This is a genomic window from Burkholderia sp. FW306-1C-G01B (genome assembly GCF_058781685.1).
Window position 1 is genome coordinate 1 of the sequence record NZ_JBYSWZ010000001.1, and the last position, 17,104, is coordinate 17,104.

The window sequence follows — 17,104 nt, forward strand, 5'->3', positions numbered from 1 at the left end:
CGCTCGACCATGCGGGGCGGCCGTGGCGGGAGCGCTTCACGGGCGGCGGTGTCGCGGCGGTCACGGCGGCCGCGGCGGCAGGGCTCGCCGTCTGCCCGCTCGCGCGGCGGGTCGCGCCGCGCACGCTGGTCGACGTCGGCGCGAAATTCGGGCTGCCGCCGCTGCCGCAGTCGCAGGTCGTGCTGTATTCGCGCGTGCGCGACGCACGTGCGGCCGCCGCGCTGCGCAGGTTTGCCGACAGCCTTGCAATCTCGGCGTAAGCTGTGAGGTTTCGCCGCCCGCAATCTTCAGAAGAATCCGATGAAGCCCGAAGCCCGCAAGCACCTCCGCGCCAACCTGCTGATGCTCGCCGCCGCCGCGATCTGGGGCTCGGCGTTCGTCGCGCAGCGACTGAGCCTCGACGTGATCGGGCCGTTCCTGTTCACGGGGCTGCGCTTCCTGCTCGGCGCACTCGTGCTGGTTCCGCTGCTGATGCTGAACGCGGCGTCGCGCGCGCAGCTCGCGGCGATCCGCCGCGAGCCGGCACTGCTGCTGCCGGGCCTCGCGCTCGGCGGGCTGCTCGCGGTGTCGATCTCGCTGCAGCAGTTCGGCCTGCAGTACACGCGAGTCGCGAACGCGGGTTTCATCAGCTCGCTGTACGTCGTGATCGTGCCGCTGATGGGTGTGTTCGCACGCCACAGGATCGGCGCAGGCACGTGGTTCGGCGCGCTGCTCGCGGCGATCGGCCTGTATTTCCTCAGCATCGACGAGCACTTCTCGGTGCTCTACGGCGACTGGTTCCAGCTCGCGGGCGCCGTCATCATCGCCGCGCACGTGATGGCGGTCGGCCATCTCGCGAAGCGTCACGATCCGCTCGTGCTCGCGTTCCTGCAGTTCGTCGTCTGCGGCGTGGCGTGCCTCGCGGTCGGCCTGGCCGTCGAGCCGGTCAGCGTCGCGATGCTGCGCGGCGCGCTGCCGACGCTGCTGTACGGCGGGCTGCTGTCGGTCGGCGTCGGCTATACGCTGCAGGTCGTCGCGCAGCGCGACGCTGCGCCCGCGCACGCGGCCGTGATCTTCAGCATGGAAGGCGTGTTCGCGGCGGTCGCCGGCTGGGCCGCGCTCAACGAAACGCTGACGCTGCGCGCGCTCGTCGGCTGCGCGTTGATGCTGGCCGGCCTGCTCGCGTGCCAGTTGCTGCCGAACGGCGACGCGCGGAAAAAGGACGAAGACGCGCTGCCGGCGTGACACGCACCGTCCCTATAATGACGGTTCGCGTGACTTCCACGCCAACCGCTTCCGACAGGCCTGCTCCGTGACGTCCACTTCCGTCGATCCCGCCGCCGACCTGCTGCGCGAACGCGCAGCGCACTACGCCACCCAGGCGGCGCTGTTCCTGCGCGACCAGGCGCTCTCCACCGCGTCGCACGACCTGCGCAGCCCGCTGAACGCGATGCATAGCTGGGCGTACGTGCTCGAGCGCCAGCTCGCCAATGCCGATCCGAACCTGCAGCGCGCACTCGCGGGCATCCGCACGGGCATCGACCAGCAGGTGACGCTGATCGACGACGTGCTCGATGCGCCGCGCGCGGAAACGCGCACGCTCGCGATCGCGCCGCGGCCGTTCGCGCTGCGCGCGCTGCTCGACGACACGCTCGCGCTCGTCCGTTTTGCGCTCGCCGACGCACGGCAGGTCGCGCTCGACGCGACGCTGCCGGACGACGAACCGTCGCTGTCGGCCGACCGCGAACGCATCGCGCAGGCGCTCTGGACGATGCTGACGGCGGCCGTCGAGGCCAGCGCCGCCGGCAGCCGCGTGACGTTCGCCTGCACGCGCGACGGCGCGCAGTTCGTCGCGCGCACCACTTGCACCGTGAGCGCCGGCGCACTCGCCGATCCTGCACAGCCGCATGCGTTCGAATCGTTCGCGCGACGCGAAATGCTACGCGAGCGCGACGCGAAGCGAATCGCATGGGCGCTCGCGCTGTGCCAGCGCGTCGCGCTCGCGCACGGCGGCACGTTCGCGCATACCGCGTTCGCCGACGGCGCGACCGCCACCATGACGCTCGCCATCCCCCGCGAGGCGCCGGTGTAAGCAATCGGTCGTCCCAAACATTACAAATTCCTTTCCGGCTCTATACTGATGGGCCTGTCATAACCGGAGCGATTCTTTGTTACAGATCTTCGCGCTCATCGGCGCGTTGTTCCTGGTGGCCCTGAACGGGTTCTTCGTTGCGGCCGAATTCGGCCTCGTCAAACTGCGCGCGACGCGCGTCAAGACCCTTGCCCGCAAGCACGGCCTGCGCGGGCGCATCCTCGGCATCGTGCACGGCCGGCTCGATGCGTATCTTTCCGCGTGCCAACTCGGCATCACGCTCGCGTCGCTCGGCCTCGGCTGGGTCGGCGAGCCGGCCTTCGCGGAACTGATCGGCCCGCTGCTCGACCTGATCGGCGTGCACTCCGAACGCGTCGTGCACCTGATCTCGCTCGTGTTCGCGTTCTCGCTGATCTCGTTCCTGCACATCGTCGTCGGCGAGCTTGCGCCGAAATCGATGGCGATCCGCCAGCCCGAGAAGATCGGCCTGTGGGTCGCGCTGCCGCTCTATGCGTTCTACTGGGCGATGTATCCGGCGATCTGGGTGCTCAACAACAGCGCCAACGCGGTGCTGCGGCTCGCGGGGCTGTCGGCCGACCACGGCGGCGACGCACACTACTCGACCGACGAGCTGAAGCTGATCCTGCGCAGCCGCCGCAGCACGGCCGGCAACGCGGCGCAGCCGGCGCGCGGCACGTACAGCAACGACGAGTGGAACACGCTCGCTCATTCGCTCGATTTTTCGTCGATGACCGTGTCGGACCTGATGCGGCCGGCCCATGAAATGATCGGCCTGCGGCGCGACCTGCCGCTGCCCGACAACATGGAGATCGTCGCGCGGCACCGCTTCAGCCGCTATCCGCTGTTCGAGGATGCGTCGCGCGAACAGGTGAGCGGGCTGATCCACCTGAAGGACCTGCTGCTCGCGCGTCACGCGGGCGCGGCGCTCGAAGACCTGTCCGACTACGTGCGCCCCGTGCAGTACGTGAAGCCCGACACCCCGGCGCTCGAACTGTTCCGCCGCTTCCGCAAGGGCGCGCCGCACTTCGCGCTGGTCGGCAACAAGGGCGAGAAGCCGATCGGCTTCCTGACGCTCGACAACCTGCTCGGCGCGCTGGTCGGCCAGATCCACGACGAGTTCCGCCAGGGCGATGCCGACTGGAGCCGCCTCGACGACGGCACGCTGATGGGCAAGGGCAGCCTGCCCGTCGTGTCGCTCGAGCAGGCGCTCGGCATCGATATCGACGAAGGCCGTGCGGAATCGGTCGGCGGCCTCGTGATCCAGGCGCTCAGCGACCTGCCGACCGAAGGGCAGCGCGTGTCGTTCGACCGCTTCGACGTCGTCGTGAAGAAGATGAACGGGCCGCGCATCGTGCTCGTGCGCGTCTATCCGAAGATCGCGAAGGAGGCCGACGAATGACGGCCTCTCGTTGTCGTCGCGACGCGCGATGAACGCAACGCTGCCGAGCTGCTGCGTGATCACGCCGGAACCGGCGTCCGCGTCGGCGGCCGATTGCGATGCGTTCCTCGACCGGCTGTCGGCCGTGCTCGCGCGCGGCGAGACGCTCGTGCAACTGCGCGTGAAATCGCTCGATACGGCCGCGTTCGCGCGGCTCGCCGCCGCGGCGCTCGCGCGCTGCGATGCAGCCGGCGCGCACCTGATGCTGAACGGCCCGATCGATGCGGCCGGCGTGATGCGGCTCGACGGCGCCGGCTGGCATCTCGACGGCGCCGCGTTGCGCGCCGCCGCGCAGCGGCCGTTGCCGGCCGGACGATGGGTGTCCGCCGCCTGCCACACGCACGACGACCTGCGGCTGGCCGCACGCGCCGGCGCGGATTTCGTCACGCTATCGCCCGTGTTGCCGACGCTCAGCCACCCCGGTGCGCCGGCGCTCGGCTGGAGCCGATTCGACGCGCTGGCCGCGCAGGCCGCGATGCCCGTCTACGCGCTCGGCGGGATGACGCGCGCGCATCTCGACAACGCGCGCCGTCACGGCGCGTACGGCATCGCGGGTATTCGCGGGTTCTGGTAACTCGGGGAGCCGGCAGTGCAGCCGCCGGGCGCGGATGCGCCCGGCCGTTCGGACAACCACCTGCTCGCGCACGCAGGCGCGCTTCAGGCGTTCAGGTTCGGTCGCGCTCCACGCCACGAGCCGTCATCGATGCGACGCACGTCGTGCGTGAGCGCGTACCGGTTGACGTCGCCCGTCAGCCACGCAACGAGCGAATACGGCGGCAATTCCCCCTCATCGATCCGGTCGCGCGCGCGCGCCGGCGTCTCGAACACGACCTGCCCTCTCGGCGCATCGAACGGCACCGCATCGGGCGACAGGTTCAGTGCGATCGTCAGCGTCTCGTCGTCGGCAAGACGCCATGACGCGAGCAGCGCGTCGGCATCCCCGTCGCCGTCCGCCTTCAGCGCATGCGCGTCCTGCGGCCGGCAATCGGACAGCCGCGGCGCGATCAGCTTCGCGCGCACCGCGAGCGCAGACTGCACGAAATGCGCGCGATCGGCGTCGCGCGCGGTTTCGTCGAAGATCAGCGGGATCTGCGGCGTGAGCAGCGACAGCGCGAGCCCGGCCAGGCCGGCCTCTTGCCCTCGCTCGCCCTGACCGCAGTCGCGCCACGCGCCATCGGACAGCACCAGCGACGTCAACGACAGCCCGGGTTCGGCGGCCATGCCTTCTGCCGGCGCGGCCGGCTGAAACGCCGCGCCGGCCGCGGTCAGCGCGCGGGCGAGCGTGTGGATCGACTGGTGTGTGGAAATGCCTTCGTGGGCCGACGCGTCGCGCCCCGTCAGCCGGTGTAGCGCGCGTTCGCCGCAACCATTCCACTGCGCATCGAAATGGGTATCGGCGAGATGCGCCGGATGCCGCTCGCTGCCGAGCACGAGATGGATGAACCGGTCGGCCGGCACGGCCGCGCGCACGCGGTCCGCGATCTCGCGCAGCCAAGACACGCCGATCCGGTCGGCCTCGCGCAGGCGCAGCCCGTCGCAACGGTATTCGTCGATCCAGTACAGCGCGTTGTCGCAGAAGAAATCGCAGACGTCCGGATGATCGAGCGCCAGCGGCGGCGCCTGCAGCGGATCGTCGCGCATATGGAAGAACGGCTCCGCGAAGTGGCGCAGCGCGTCGGTGCCGCTGCCGAAGCGCGCGTAGTCGAGTTCCAGCAGCACCGCGAAGCCGTAGCCGTGCGCGTCGTCGATCAGCGCCTTCAGCGCATCGGGGCCGCCTTCGGCCGCAAGCGGCGCGAACGGCAGGCTGTCGTGCGGCGATGCGAGCAGTTCCAGCGCGGTCACGCCCAGGCGCGCGAGCTGCGGCAGGCGGCGACGCACGCCGGCGAAGCCGCCCACCGCGTGCGGGCGAATCGCGTAGAGCGCCATGTCTTCCCACGCGCGCCCGCGCCAGAACGTGTTGCGCCACGTGAACGCGCGCGGATCGACAACCTCGCTCGGGCCGTTGAGCCCTTCGGGTTGCGAACGCGACGCGGGATCGGGAATCGACACGGCATCGTCGAGGCGATAGCGGTAACGCGCACCCGCGCCGCAATCGGCGAACACTTCGAACCAGTTCGGGCCGGCGGCCTTCATCGGGACGAGCGTCGGGCCGTAGCCGGTATCGAGTTCGAGCTGGACCTGCGTACTGCCCGGCGCCCACACGCGAAAATGCGTGCGCGGTGTCGTGCCGAGCGCGCCACAGGGCTGCGCGCCAAACGGCAAACAATGAATATAGTGCTGCGCGTACGGATCGTGCGGACAATCGGACATCATGCGCTCCTCGTGCGTGCCGAGCGGCATGGCCGCGCCACTGGCGCGGCGCATCGGGGCCCGGCATGCGACGGCCAGGCGGGGGGAGAGAATCGAGTATGCGCCGGATTCGCCACCGCGATGCATCATGGTCAGACATTTTTAAATGCGAATCGACCCCCGGAAAATCGGCAGCCCGACGCTTGCCGAATCGGGTAGTCGGCATACCGGAATGACCGCTCGCCTTGTTGCGTCGGCCACGCACGCTTACGCTCTGCGCCATGCTCGCGGACACGTCGTCCGCGCCCGACCCGAGGAACCCGCCATGTCGCTTCCCGCCAGCGCCGCGAAATTCGATCCGGCACGCGCACACGAATACGCCGAGCAATCGCGCATCGCGCTCGCCGGCTACGATGCCTGCCACGAACTCGCCGCGTGCATGCTCGCGTCGGCGATCGGCGTGCCCGATGCGCGGATACTCGTCGCGGGCGCGGGCGGCACGGGGCAGGAAATCTGCGTGGCGGCCGCGCTCGAGCCGGGCTGGCAATTCACGGCCGTCGACCCGTCCGCGCCGATGCTCGCGCTCGCGCGCACGAACGTCGAAACCGCCGGCTTCGGTGCGCGCACGGCGTTCGTCGAGGACGATGTCGATGCGCTGCCCGACGCCCCCGAGTTCGACGGCGCAATGCTGATCGGCGTGCTGCACGCGATCGCGCGACGCCTGACGCCCGGCGCGCCGCTCGTGCTCGCCGGCAATCATCGCCGCTACGCGGACCACCCTCGCCTGCTCGACGCGTGGCAGCAGCGCTGGCGCATGAAGGGCGCCACGCCCGACGCCGTGCGCGCGCAACTCGCGAAGATCCTGCAAGGCGCCGATCCGCCCGCATCCGAGGAAGCCGTGTTCAGCCTGCTGCGCGATGCGGGCTTCGATGCACCGCTGCGCTTTTTCGCGAGCCTGTTCTGGGGTGCGTGGATCGCGGTGCGGCGCGCATAACGGATCGAAGCGGTTCGAAGCAGTTCGAAACGGCCGGCGGCGCGATTCGCGTACACGCCGCGCGCGCTGGGTATGATGTCGTTCCCGCCCCCTTCCGGCCTCGACATGCTCACCGTCCATCACCTGAACAACTCGCGCTCGCAGCGCGTGCTCTGGCTGCTCGAAGAACTGGATGTGCCGTACGAGATCGTGCGCTACGAGCGCGATCCGAAAACGATGCTCGCGCCGCCCGCGCTGCGCGCGATCCATCCGCTCGGCAAGTCGCCCGTCGTCACCGACGAAGGCCGCACGTTCGCCGAATCGGGCGCGATCATCGAGTACCTGGTCGAACGCTACGGCAACGGGCGCCTCGCGCCGCCGCCCGGCACGCCCGAGCGGCACGACTTCACGTACTGGCTCCACTACGCGGAAGGGTCGGTGATGCCGCCGCTGCTGCTCAAGCTCGTCGCGCTGCGGATCGCGCATGCGCCGATGCCGTTCTTCGCGCGGCCGATCGCGCGCAAGATCGCCGCCACGCTGCAGTCGGGCTTCGTCGATCCGCAGATCGCGCTGCATCTCGGCCATATCGACGGCGCGCTGAATCGCACCGGCTGGTTCGTCGGCGACGGCTTCAGCGCGGCCGACATCCAGATGAGTTTCCCGCTCGAAGCCGCGACCGCGCGCGGCGGCGGCAGCCAGTATCCCGCGATCGCGCGCTTTCTCGACACGATCCACGCGCGGCCGGCGTACCGGCGGGCACTGGAACGCGGCGGTCCGTACGACCTGCTCAAGTAGCCGGCGTCAACTCAGCAACCCCGCCGCGACGTTGATCGACAGCCCGAGCACGGCCATGTTGAAGTAGAACGACAGGATCGACTGCGCGAGCACCGCGCGCCGCGCGGAGCGGTTTGCCAGCGATATGTCGGCGGTCTGCGATGCGACCGCGAGCGTGAACGCGAAATACAGGAAATCCCAGTAATCGGGTTCGGGGTTCCGGTCCGGGAAACGCAGCGCGCGGTCGCTGCTCGGCGAGCCGTAATAGAGCCGCGCATAGTGCAGCGTGAAGATCGTCGGAATCAGGAACCACGCGCCGAACAGCGTCGCGCCCGTGATCGCGTAATGGCTGAGCCCCGCGCGGAAGCCGACGCTCTTGGCGGTCGCGAGCTCGATCGCGATCGCGGCCACGCTCGCGACGGTCGCGAGGCATACGACGGTCAGCACGGTCGTCGCGTTTTCGTCCTCGCGGATCGCGACTTCGCGCACCTTGTGATGATGCGCGGTGACCATGCGCACCCACATCAGCACGAGATACAGCCAGACCGCGCAATCCCAGCCGATCAGCGTACGCGCGGTCAGACGCAGCGGAAACGGCAGCAGCACCGCGCACAGCAAGCCCGCGACGAACGCCGCGACCATGCGCGGCCGGTTGCGTAATACCTGCGGATAAAACGTCATCGTGTGATTCCGAAAGCGGATGGAAAGGGTTCGAACGGTACGCGGGGCGGCCGGCTGCGCCGCGCCGGCGGGTACCGCGCCCCGATTATCGCCATTCCATCGCGACGTGGCGACGGGCACGAGCGCCTAAGATAGTGGGATGACTGCCACCGCCTCCCTCTGCCGCCACCCCGCGAACACGGCCGGCCGCGACTTCGTCGTCGGCGACCTGCACGGCTGCGTGGACGTGCTGCGCGCGCTGCTGCACGACATCCGCTTCGATCCGGCCCGCGACCGCCTGTTCTCGGTCGGCGATCTCGTCGACCGCGGCCCCGCGTCCGAAACCGCGCTCGACCTGCTCGACCGCCCGTGGTGCCACGTCGTGCGCGGCAATCACGAGGAAGTGCTGAGCCTCGTGTCGCGCGGCAAGCTGTCGCCCGACGCGTGGCGCGGGATCGGCGGCGACTGGGGCGCCGACCTGCCGCCGGAGCGGCTGCACGCGCATGCGGCACGCGTCGACGCGCTGCCGCTGGTGCGCGTGATCGGCGACGGCCCCGAGCGCTTCAACGTGCTGCATGCGGAATTTTTCGGGTCGGACGCCGACCTCGATACGGGCAGCTATTCGCACGACGTGCGCGAGCGACTGATCTGGGGCCGCGATCTGGTCCAGGGGCTCGCCGATCCGGCGCGGCAGGCCGGACTGTCGCTGACCTGCACCGGGCACACGCCCGTGCGCGCACCGCAGCGGATCGGCGCGCAGTGGTTCATCGACACCGGCGCGTTCGCGCCGTCCGGGCGGCTCACGCTCGCCGAGCCGCGCACCGGCAGCACGTGGTCGATGACGCAGGCCGAGGCGCGCGAACGCCACGCGGGCGACTGGCCGCTGCCGTGATGCCGTCGCGCCCGCATCGGCCCGCGAGCGAGCCCTAGCCAACCTGGTTCAGTTCGAACACCGCGTCGACGGCCGAGCCGTTCCAGTTGTATTCGAGGTAGGCCGCGTGATGGCAGTCGCGCAGCAGCGCGGTGCGGAATGCAGCCAGACACTCGCCGCCCGGGTCGCGCACCGACGGATAGACGATCCCCGCGCCGCCCGCGTTGCGCACCGCGCGGCCGAGCGCCTGCCCCGCGCTGTAATCGAGCGGATGCAGCAATGCGGGATCGCGCTGCGGCCACGTGCGCACGTCGACCACGTCGCCCTGCGCGAACACCGTGTAGAGCCGCATTTGCTGCCGCATCGGCGGCTCCTTCGTCGCGGCCAGGAACAGCGCGCCGTGATAGCGCGTTTCGGCGATCGCGGTGTCGCGCGAGCGGGCGCAGTAGAACACGCCGTAGCTGCCGTCGGAAAAGCGGCTGCCCTGCGGATTCAGGTGCGTGAACGCGGCCATGATCGGCCCCCAGCCCAGCCCGTAGCGGCGCTCGGCGGGCGGCACGAGGTCGAGCGTGCCGACTTCGTTGCGGATGCGGTCGTTGGTCAGCGATTCGAGCGCGTACAGCGCGTTGAAATCGTCCGCCGACGCGACGCGGTCGAACAGGTTGATCGCTGGAAAACGGGTGGGGATCACACGATAGGCAGGCGCCCAGTCGACGGCGGTCGTGGGCCATTGTTTTGCTTCGATCGGCATCGTCACGCCCAGCCACCTCGCATCGCGTCGAGATATTGCCGGACGGCGACCAGATCGCCGACATTGCCGGCCAGCATCCGGTCGAGTGCGCGCTTGCCGCCGAACGGCGCCGCATCGTTGGGCCGCTTGACCCATGCGTCGGCCGCGGCCGGCTGCGGCAGCAGGATCTGCAGCGCCTTGTAGATGCCGAGCAGCAGCGATAGCCGCTCGAGCGTATCGCGCGGCAGCCGCGCCGACTCCGGCGCCGCCTTCCACTTGAAGAACGTCGAACGGCCGGGCGACCCGAGCAGCACGATCTGCTCGTCGATCGTCAGTTCCCAGTCGCGCGCGATGTTGAAAAACGCACGCAGGCCGGCCGCCGACATCTGCGCAAACGAAGCCTGCGGCGGGGCGGAATGCGAATCGTAGGCAGGCTGTGACATGATCGTTAGTCTCGAAATGAATTCACTAACAAGACTAGTCCATTTTCGTATTTTTGCAAGGGTCGACACCCGGCGATCGGCCATTTCTTCCGGCAAAACGATATTTTTTGTCCATTCTGGACTCAAATTTTATTTTCTGCGTTAATGGCCATGCGGACACCGCGTGCAGACGCGGTTCGTGTCCGCGGAACCGTGTCGCACAGAACCGGAAGCACCCCGCCAAGGAACGCACCATGAAGAGACTGATTGCCGCTGTTTCGATCGCCCTGCTCGCGGTATCCGCAGGCCCCGCCGCCGCGAAGGACTGGACCACGATCCGCTTCGGCACCGACGCCAGCTACGCGCCGTTCGAGTCGAAGGCGCCCGACGGCAAGCTCGTCGGCTTCGACATCGACCTCGGCAACGAGATCTGCGCGCGCCTGAAGGCGAAGTGCGTGTGGCTCGAGAACGATTTCGACGGGATGATTCCGGCGCTGAAGGCGAAGAAGTTCGACGCGGTGCTGTCGTCGATGTCGATCACGCCGCAGCGCGCGGAGCAGATCGGCTTCACGACGAAGATCTACAACCAGCCGACGCGGCTCGTCGTGAAGAAGGGCTCGCCGCTGCTGCCGACGGCCGAATCGCTGAAGGGCAAGTCGATCGGCGTCGAGCAGGGCACGACGCAGGAAAGCTATGCGAAAGCGTACTGGGGCAAGCAAGGCGCGAACGTCGTGTCGTACCAGAACCAGGACGGCGTGTATGCGGACCTGACCTCGGGCCGCCTCGACGCGGCGCTCCAGGATGAAGTGCAGGCCGCGATCGGATTCCTGAAATCTCCGCGCGGCGCGAACTACCAGTTCGTCGGGCCCGAACTCGTCGACGAGAAGGTGCTCGGCATCGGCGCCGGCATCGGGCTGCGCAAGGAAGACACCGACCTGAAGGCGAAGATCGACCGCGCGATCGTCGACATGGTCAAGGACGGCACCTACAAGCGGCTCGCGTCGAAGTACTTCGACTTCGACATCTACGGCGGCTGAAACGGCGTCGCGCGCGTACGGGCGACACTCCCGTCGCGCGCGTCCGACCGCCCCTCCCCTCACCACCGGGCGGCGACGACATTGCGCCGTTCGCCGCCGCATCGAGTTCATCCTCCGTCGCGTGCACTGCTCAACGTATCGAACCTGATTCGGATTGCAGATCAATTGCACCGGTTCGCGCGAACGATGGGTAACGCGACCGGATATCGTGCGAATTCAGTAGCCGAAGATCGGGCGTCGCGATACCGGCGCCCGTGTGCACATGCCCTTTCGAATCGGGTCTGGGTGCAGGAAAGTGCCGACCCGGCGCGGATGACCGGCAATCAGCCGGATCCGCCTCGCACCGGGCGCGGAGAGATGGCCTGTCGATGCATGCCGGCCGGCTGCGAGAACGACTCTCGACCGGCGATGCCCCGCATCACTGCGATCGCGGCCTGCGAGCCGCGGCGTGTGGCGATCGATCATTTTTCTACCCCGTTTTCAGTCTGATGCTTGTTCCGGCAACCGGACGATGCCGGTGCCCCGACGATCAGGCGACAACGTTCCATGCTCGCCGGAACGCGGCTGCTGCGCCGCGCTCCGCCGCCGCATCCCCGCGGACTGCGTCCTGGCCGGTACTGACAGGATTCGCTGCAGAACCGGCCGGACCTCGCGTCGTCGACTTTCGTACGTTCATATCCGCAAGGAGCGGGCCAGCTTCGCGCGAGCCCATCCGCACAAGGGGTTCGGCGCGCGGGACGACGGCCGGAACGGGCGCGGAATGCCGGAAGTTGCGAATCTGAAACATGCGGCGCGCGGCATGTGCCGGCGCGTGGCGGTCGAGCCTTGCGGGATAAGGCTGAACAATCGACATGGAATTTTTACCGGCCGGCACCGTTCCGATCGGCCCGATTCGCCGCGGAAATTCGCCCGGTTGCCGACGCGAAACGTTTCATGCGCTTTACATGCCGTCGGCGGCATCGGAGCCGCCGGTCGTGCGCGGGCCGGCCTCGTCGTCACGATGCTGCTCGCGCACGGCACCGCGATGCTCGGGCTTGCGCGCATGGAGCGTCGTCGCGGTCGTGCTGTGCGTGCCGCCCGTCACGTTCGTGCTGCATCGGCTCCGGACGTATCGCTGAACCCCGACACCGAACCGGTTCACGCGCTTGACGCGCCGCTCACCCGACGCGCTGATGCCCCGCGTCGCCGGACGGCGCGCCGTCGTGCCCGCCGTTGTTGTCGTGATCGTTCAGCCCGTGCTCGATCATCATCCGGTAGAGCGTCACGCGCGAAATGCCGAGTTCGGCGGCAGCCTTGTTGATCCGGTGATCGTTGCGCAGCAGCGCATTCTCGATCGCGGTGCGCTCGGCGAGCGCCCTCGCCTGTTCGAGCGTCACGGGTTCGGTTTCGCCCGGCGTCTCGAGCCCGAGATCGTGCGGCGTCAGCAGACGGCTCTCGGCCATCACGATCGCGCGCCGCACGCGGTTGATCAACTCGCGCACATTGCCGGGCCACTCGTAGCGGCGCATCGCGTCGAGCGCGGCCGACGTGAAGCCGCTGATCTTGCGGCCGCTGTCGGCCTTGAACTTCTGCAGCACGTAATGCGCGAGGATGTCGATGTCCTTGCCGCGCGCGCGCAGCGGCGGTTCGTGAATGCGCAGCACGCACAGGCGGTGATAGAGATCCGCGCGGAAGCGCCCGGTCTCGACCGCGCCGTCGAGATCCACGTGCGTCGCCGAGATGATCCGCACGTCGACCGCGATCGATTCCTGTCCGCCGAGCCGCTCGATCTTCCCTCCCTGCAGGAAGCGCAGCAGGCTCGCCTGGCTCTCGACCGGCATGTCGCCGATCTCGTCGAGAAACAGCGTGCCGCCGTTCGCCGATTCGATCCGGCCCACGCGCCGCTGGTTCGCGCCGGTGAACGCGCCGCGCTCATAGCCGAACAGCTCCGACTGCAGCAGGTGATGCGGAATCGCCCCGCAGTTGATCGCGACGAATGGCCCCTTGCCGCGGCCGGAGCGCTCGTGAATCGCGAGCGCCGTCAGCTCCTTGCCGGTGCCCGACTCGCCGGAGATGAATACGCTCGCGTCGGTCTTCGCGACCTTGCGGATCGTGCTGAACAGCTGCTGCATCGCCTCGCAGTTGCCGATCATGCCGTGCTCGCCGATCGACGCCGCATAGGCTGCGCCGTCGACGCGGTCGAGCGCGGCCATCCCGCGCGCATGGCCGAGCACATGCGAAATCCATTCGTAGGGCAGCGGCAGCGTCACGTAATCGAAACAATAGCTGCGGATCAGTTCGCGCACGGCGGGACCGATCGTGATGCCGGCCTGCGCGATCGAAATCCAGCCGATCGCAGGCTGGCTCAGACACGCTTTCAGCGCCGGATAGTCGCGCGACGTGAACCCGGTGAAATCGACCAGCCCGGCGGCGACGATTACGCCGGACGTCATGTTCTGCGCAGCGCCGGCTGTCTTCGCGACCGTGATCTCCCAGCCGAGCCCCCGCAGTTGCGCAAGCAGCGGCTCGTCGGGCGTACGCATGATCACGAACAGCTTGCGGCCGGCCTCTGGAGCGGTGACGGACACGGGCGTCGTCTCGGGCGCCGCATTCCCGTTTGCGTCGGGTGACCTTGCAACCATCGTTGTTCCCCGCTTGGCGTTGGTATCGTGCGCCGGCTCGCCGACGCATACGACGGACCACGATCGAACTGACATATTGGCCGCATTTCCGTCCGAATAAAATCCCCCTGCGCATGAATCGTGCATGAGATTGAGGTTGTCATGAACGGTATATCGACGCGGCCGGCCTGCGGCTAGATGGGTGTTATCCCGGTGGCGGGCGCGGCGCGAACCCGGAACGGGCAGGCGCGCTGTGCGCAAAGCCGCGCCGGTGCTGGCGCGCGGCGTTAGGGTGCGATGCGGCGCACGCAGAATCGGTACGCCGGCGGGGGTGTGCGCGGCCGGTCGGCCGGACAGCCGGATGCCCGCGCAACCGGTTCCGGTTGATTTCGGTCAATCGTCGGAGGAAGCCGGCATGATGCAGGAACGCAACATGCGCGGCCCGACGCCGTCCATGGCAGCGCGACGGCTCGTGTCAGAAACGGATTGTGTCAGCGGCCCGATGCGACCGGCGCCAGCGCGTTCGCGCGGCCGCGGCCGACCGGCGTACCGCCGTGTTCGCCGTAGGTGGCAACGAGCGCGTCGACCCGCGCGAGATGGTGATGGTTGTCGTGATCCCATGGATGGAAGCCCGGCCGGAAAAAGCTCAGCCATTCACCCGCGATGCGCGGGAACAGCCCGCGGCGCGGCCCGTACAGGAACGCGATCGTCCGCAGCATCCCGCGCACCTGATGTCCGGCGCCGCGATCGCGCCACAACAGCGTCGCGTGCATCAGGCACACGGCCGGCCAGAACGTCAGCGTCGTCAGCAGATACACGCCGATGCGGATCAGGTAACGCCGCAGTCCCGGCTTCATCACGGCATTCCACACGTCGAACGACACGGCCTTGTGCTCGGTTTCCTCGAGCGCGTGCCATATCCACATCTGCCGGTAGCCTTCGACCGAGCCTTCGAGGCGCGTCGGGTCGCGCAGCAGCCATTCGGCGAGCATCGCCGTATAGTGCTCCGCCGCGACCGTCTGCGCGAGCTGCACCGAATGCGGCAGCTTGCGCTTCATGTAGCCGAGCACCGCCCACACGCGCTTGTCGAGCTTGCGCGCGGGCAAACGGTTCGCCTGCATCAGCTCGTTGTATTCGACGTGCTCGCGCGTATGCATCGCTTCCTGGCCGATGAAGCCGAGCACCTGCTGCTTCAGCACGGGATCGTCGATCCGGTCACGGTAATGGCGCACCGAGTCCATGAAGAAGCGCTCGCCGGCCGGAAACAGCAGCGACAGCGCGTTGAAGAAATGGGTCACGTGCGACCCGAGGCCATGCCAGTCCTTCGCGCGTTCGACCGGCAGATCGAAGCGCAGGTCGCGGCGCACCGGCATGATCCCGGCTGCGGTAGCGGAAGCGGCTGACTTCATGTTCATCGTTCTCCTGTTCCGGAGCGGCCCGGCGCGTCGTCCGACGCGGCCGGCGCAGGCCCCGGCGGCGCATCGCGCACCGCCAAAATCTTGACATCGACAAATGTAAAGATAGGCCGCCCGCGCCGACGCGCGCAAGCCGCGCGGTAGATGCGCGCTTCCAAACAGGCCACGGTCGGAAAGGCGGGAAAAACGACGTTCGAACAACGCCCGGGCGGGCCGCGATTCGAACGGCCTGCAAGCGACGCGAGGCGCTCGGCGCTGCGACTCGCCATCTGCCCGAACGCCCCGCGCGACGGGCATTTCGACGAATCCGGCGGCGGCGCGCGGCATATGGCATACCGCCCCGGCAGCACCGATTCATACGCGCGGCGCACTCGCACGGTGCAACCTCGGTCGCGCGGCACGAGAAAAATTCAAACACGCGTTCCATTTGCATTTTCGGCGATCGCGGGCGCGGCGCCTCGCAGCCGTCCGCGACACGCGTACCGGCGGGTGAAAGCCACGTGCGACGGCCCGCTGCGGGCTCGCCTACAATAGCGGTCTTACGCAACCCTCTTTCAGGAGTAGTCATGTCTGTCATCACGACCGAATCGGGCCTCAAATACGAAGACCTGACCGAAGGCACCGGCGCGGAAGCGCAAGCCGGCAAGACCGTCAGCGTCCACTACACGGGCTGGCTGACCGACGGTCAGAAATTCGATTCGAGCAAGGACCGCAACGACCCGTTCGCGTTCGTGCTCGGCGGCGGCATGGTCATCAAGGGCTGGGACGAAGGCGTGCAGGGCATGAAGGTCGGCGGCGTGCGCCGCCTGACGATCCCGCCGCAACTCGGCTACGGCCCGCGCGGCGCAGGCGGCGTGATTCCGCCGAATGCGACGCTCGTGTTCGAAGTCGAACTGCTCGACGTCTGACGACGCACCCGGCCGTCTCCTTCCGATGGAACGCATCGCCTCCCCCGCCATCGCGCTGCGCCGCTACGACACGTGCGAAGCGTCGGACGTGCACGACTTCCACCAGGTCGTGCTCGGCGTCGATGGCGCGATGGTGATGGCGGTGGACGGGATCGGCCAGCGCATCGACCGGCACGCGGCGTGGCTGATTCCGGCCGGCGCGCGCCACGACTATGCGGGCCTCGGCGACAATCGCCAGCTCGTGATCGACCTGCCCGCGGCATCGCTCGCGGTGCCGCAGCGGTTGTTCGACCGCGCACGCGCCGTGTCGATCGATCCGGCCCTGACGGCGCTCGTCGCGCAGGTCGCGGCCGCGACCGCGCAACTCGATGCGCCGGTCGGCGACGCACGGCAGGCAGCCGCGCACCGTTTCCAGTGGCAGGCCGCAGCACGCCTGTGCGGCGCGCTCATCGACGATGCCGGCATCGCCGCGCCCGCGTCGGGCCTCGATTTCGCGCGCATCGACCGCTGGCTGCGCGCGCGGCTCGCCGAGCCGCTGCGCATCGCCGATCTCGCCGCGCACTGCGGCTACGGGATGCGCCGGTTTCATCAACTGTTCGTCGACGCGTTCGGCGAAACGCCGCATCGTTATTTGCAGCGGCTGCGGCTCGACGCGGCGGTCGTACTGCTCGCAGATGGCCGGCATCCGCTCGTCGACATCGCGGGCATGGTCGGCTTTGCGGATCAAAGCACGTTCACGCATGCGTTCACGAAGCGCTTCGGCGTTGCGCCGGGACGCTGGCGCGGCGAGCGGCATTGAGCGCGAATCCGTCGCCCTGAACACGCGTCAATCCACGTAGCCGCACGGTTCGGCAAACCGCGTTCGAGCCGGTCCGGCCGCAACCTTCGTCGCCCC

16 protein-coding genes and 2 pseudogenes are annotated in these 17,104 nt (G+C 68.6%); 12 read left to right on the forward strand and 6 right to left on the reverse strand.

The window, feature by feature from the left end:
• The 5 genes and pseudogenes from AC3WLY_RS00005 to AC3WLY_RS00025 all read left to right on the forward strand — a co-directional run.
• A pseudogene (locus AC3WLY_RS00005) lies at positions 1-260 on the forward strand (LysR family transcriptional regulator); the annotation flags it as partial.
• Between the two features lie 40 nt (positions 261-300).
• Positions 301-1,224, forward strand: a complete 924-nt coding sequence (locus tag AC3WLY_RS00010; protein WP_425131832.1) for a DMT family transporter — start codon at positions 301-303, stop codon at positions 1,222-1,224.
• 67 nt (positions 1,225-1,291) lie between these two features.
• A complete protein-coding gene (locus tag AC3WLY_RS00015; protein WP_310131897.1) occupies positions 1,292-2,071 on the forward strand; it encodes a sensor histidine kinase in 780 nt (259 codons plus the stop codon).
• Between the two features lie 76 nt (positions 2,072-2,147).
• Positions 2,148-3,491 carry a hemolysin family protein gene (locus tag AC3WLY_RS00020; RefSeq protein ID WP_492308474.1) on the forward strand — a complete coding sequence of 448 codons (1,344 nt, stop codon included), beginning with the start codon at positions 2,148-2,150 and terminating at the stop codon, positions 3,489-3,491.
• Positions 3,492-3,519: 28 nt separating this feature from the next.
• Complete coding sequence (locus AC3WLY_RS00025) at positions 3,520-4,104, forward strand: thiamine phosphate synthase (RefSeq protein WP_492308473.1); 585 nt, start codon at positions 3,520-3,522, stop codon at positions 4,102-4,104.
• An 83-nt stretch (positions 4,105-4,187) separates the two neighbouring features.
• On the opposite strand, the gene AC3WLY_RS00030 is transcribed toward AC3WLY_RS00025, so the two are convergent.
• Complete coding sequence (locus AC3WLY_RS00030; RefSeq protein WP_175959188.1) at positions 4,188-5,840, reverse strand: DUF3459 domain-containing protein; 1,653 nt, start codon at positions 5,838-5,840, stop codon at positions 4,188-4,190.
• Between the two features lie 304 nt (positions 5,841-6,144).
• Between AC3WLY_RS00030 and AC3WLY_RS00035 the strand changes: the two genes are divergently transcribed.
• A complete protein-coding gene (locus AC3WLY_RS00035) occupies positions 6,145-6,813 on the forward strand; it encodes a class I SAM-dependent methyltransferase (RefSeq protein ID WP_492308472.1) in 669 nt (222 codons plus the stop codon).
• Positions 6,814-6,918: 105 nt separating this feature from the next.
• Positions 6,919-7,587, forward strand: coding sequence for a glutathione S-transferase (locus tag AC3WLY_RS00040; protein WP_492308524.1), 669 nt, complete (start codon positions 6,919-6,921; stop codon positions 7,585-7,587).
• Positions 7,588-7,593: 6 nt separating this feature from the next.
• On the opposite strand, the gene AC3WLY_RS00045 is transcribed toward AC3WLY_RS00040, so the two are convergent.
• Complete coding sequence (locus AC3WLY_RS00045; RefSeq protein WP_034185170.1) at positions 7,594-8,247, reverse strand: DUF1345 domain-containing protein; 654 nt, start codon at positions 8,245-8,247, stop codon at positions 7,594-7,596.
• A gap of 139 nt (positions 8,248-8,386) precedes the next feature.
• Here AC3WLY_RS00045 and AC3WLY_RS00050 point away from each other — a divergent pair, with 139 nt between their 5' ends.
• The gene (locus AC3WLY_RS00050) at positions 8,387-9,118 is read left to right on the forward strand and encodes a metallophosphoesterase (protein WP_175958648.1); all 732 of its coding nucleotides are present in this window, start codon (positions 8,387-8,389) and stop codon (positions 9,116-9,118) included.
• 34 nt (positions 9,119-9,152) lie between these two features.
• Here AC3WLY_RS00050 and AC3WLY_RS00055 read toward each other — a convergent pair whose 3' ends face one another.
• Together AC3WLY_RS00055 and AC3WLY_RS00060 are read right to left on the reverse strand one after the other, a co-directional pair.
• Entirely contained in the window at positions 9,153-9,848 is a 696-nt protein-coding gene (locus AC3WLY_RS00055; protein WP_175959186.1) for an RES family NAD+ phosphorylase, read from the reverse strand.
• A 2-nt stretch (positions 9,849-9,850) separates the two neighbouring features.
• Positions 9,851-10,270: an MbcA/ParS/Xre antitoxin family protein gene (locus AC3WLY_RS00060; RefSeq protein WP_034185167.1), complete on the reverse strand. Its 420-nt coding sequence runs from the start codon at positions 10,268-10,270 to the stop codon at positions 9,851-9,853.
• Between the two features lie 233 nt (positions 10,271-10,503).
• On the opposite strand from AC3WLY_RS00060, the gene AC3WLY_RS00065 reads away from it, so the two are divergent.
• Positions 10,504-11,286, forward strand: a complete 783-nt coding sequence (locus AC3WLY_RS00065) for an ABC transporter substrate-binding protein (protein WP_034185166.1) — start codon at positions 10,504-10,506, stop codon at positions 11,284-11,286.
• A 976-nt stretch (positions 11,287-12,262) separates the two neighbouring features.
• Positions 12,263-12,404 (forward strand): annotated as a pseudogene (locus AC3WLY_RS00070) (GtrA family protein); the annotation flags it as partial.
• A 39-nt stretch (positions 12,405-12,443) separates the two neighbouring features.
• On the opposite strand, the gene AC3WLY_RS00075 reads toward AC3WLY_RS00070, so the two are convergent.
• Positions 12,444-13,907 carry a sigma-54 dependent transcriptional regulator gene (locus tag AC3WLY_RS00075; RefSeq protein WP_204422535.1) on the reverse strand — a complete coding sequence of 488 codons (1,464 nt, stop codon included), beginning with the start codon at positions 13,905-13,907 and terminating at the stop codon, positions 12,444-12,446.
• Between the two features lie 470 nt (positions 13,908-14,377).
• Positions 14,378-15,295: a metal-dependent hydrolase gene (locus AC3WLY_RS00080; RefSeq protein ID WP_492308471.1), complete on the reverse strand. Its 918-nt coding sequence runs from the start codon at positions 15,293-15,295 to the stop codon at positions 14,378-14,380.
• Between the two features lie 572 nt (positions 15,296-15,867).
• Here AC3WLY_RS00080 and AC3WLY_RS00085 point away from each other — a divergent pair.
• Both AC3WLY_RS00085 and AC3WLY_RS00090 read left to right on the forward strand, forming a co-directional pair.
• On the forward strand, positions 15,868-16,209 hold the full coding sequence (locus AC3WLY_RS00085) for an FKBP-type peptidyl-prolyl cis-trans isomerase (RefSeq protein WP_006479474.1): 342 nt from the start codon (positions 15,868-15,870) through the stop codon (positions 16,207-16,209).
• A gap of 25 nt (positions 16,210-16,234) precedes the next feature.
• Positions 16,235-17,008, forward strand: coding sequence for a helix-turn-helix transcriptional regulator (locus tag AC3WLY_RS00090; RefSeq protein WP_492308470.1), 774 nt, complete (start codon positions 16,235-16,237; stop codon positions 17,006-17,008).
• The last annotated feature ends 96 nt before the right edge of the window (positions 17,009-17,104 follow it).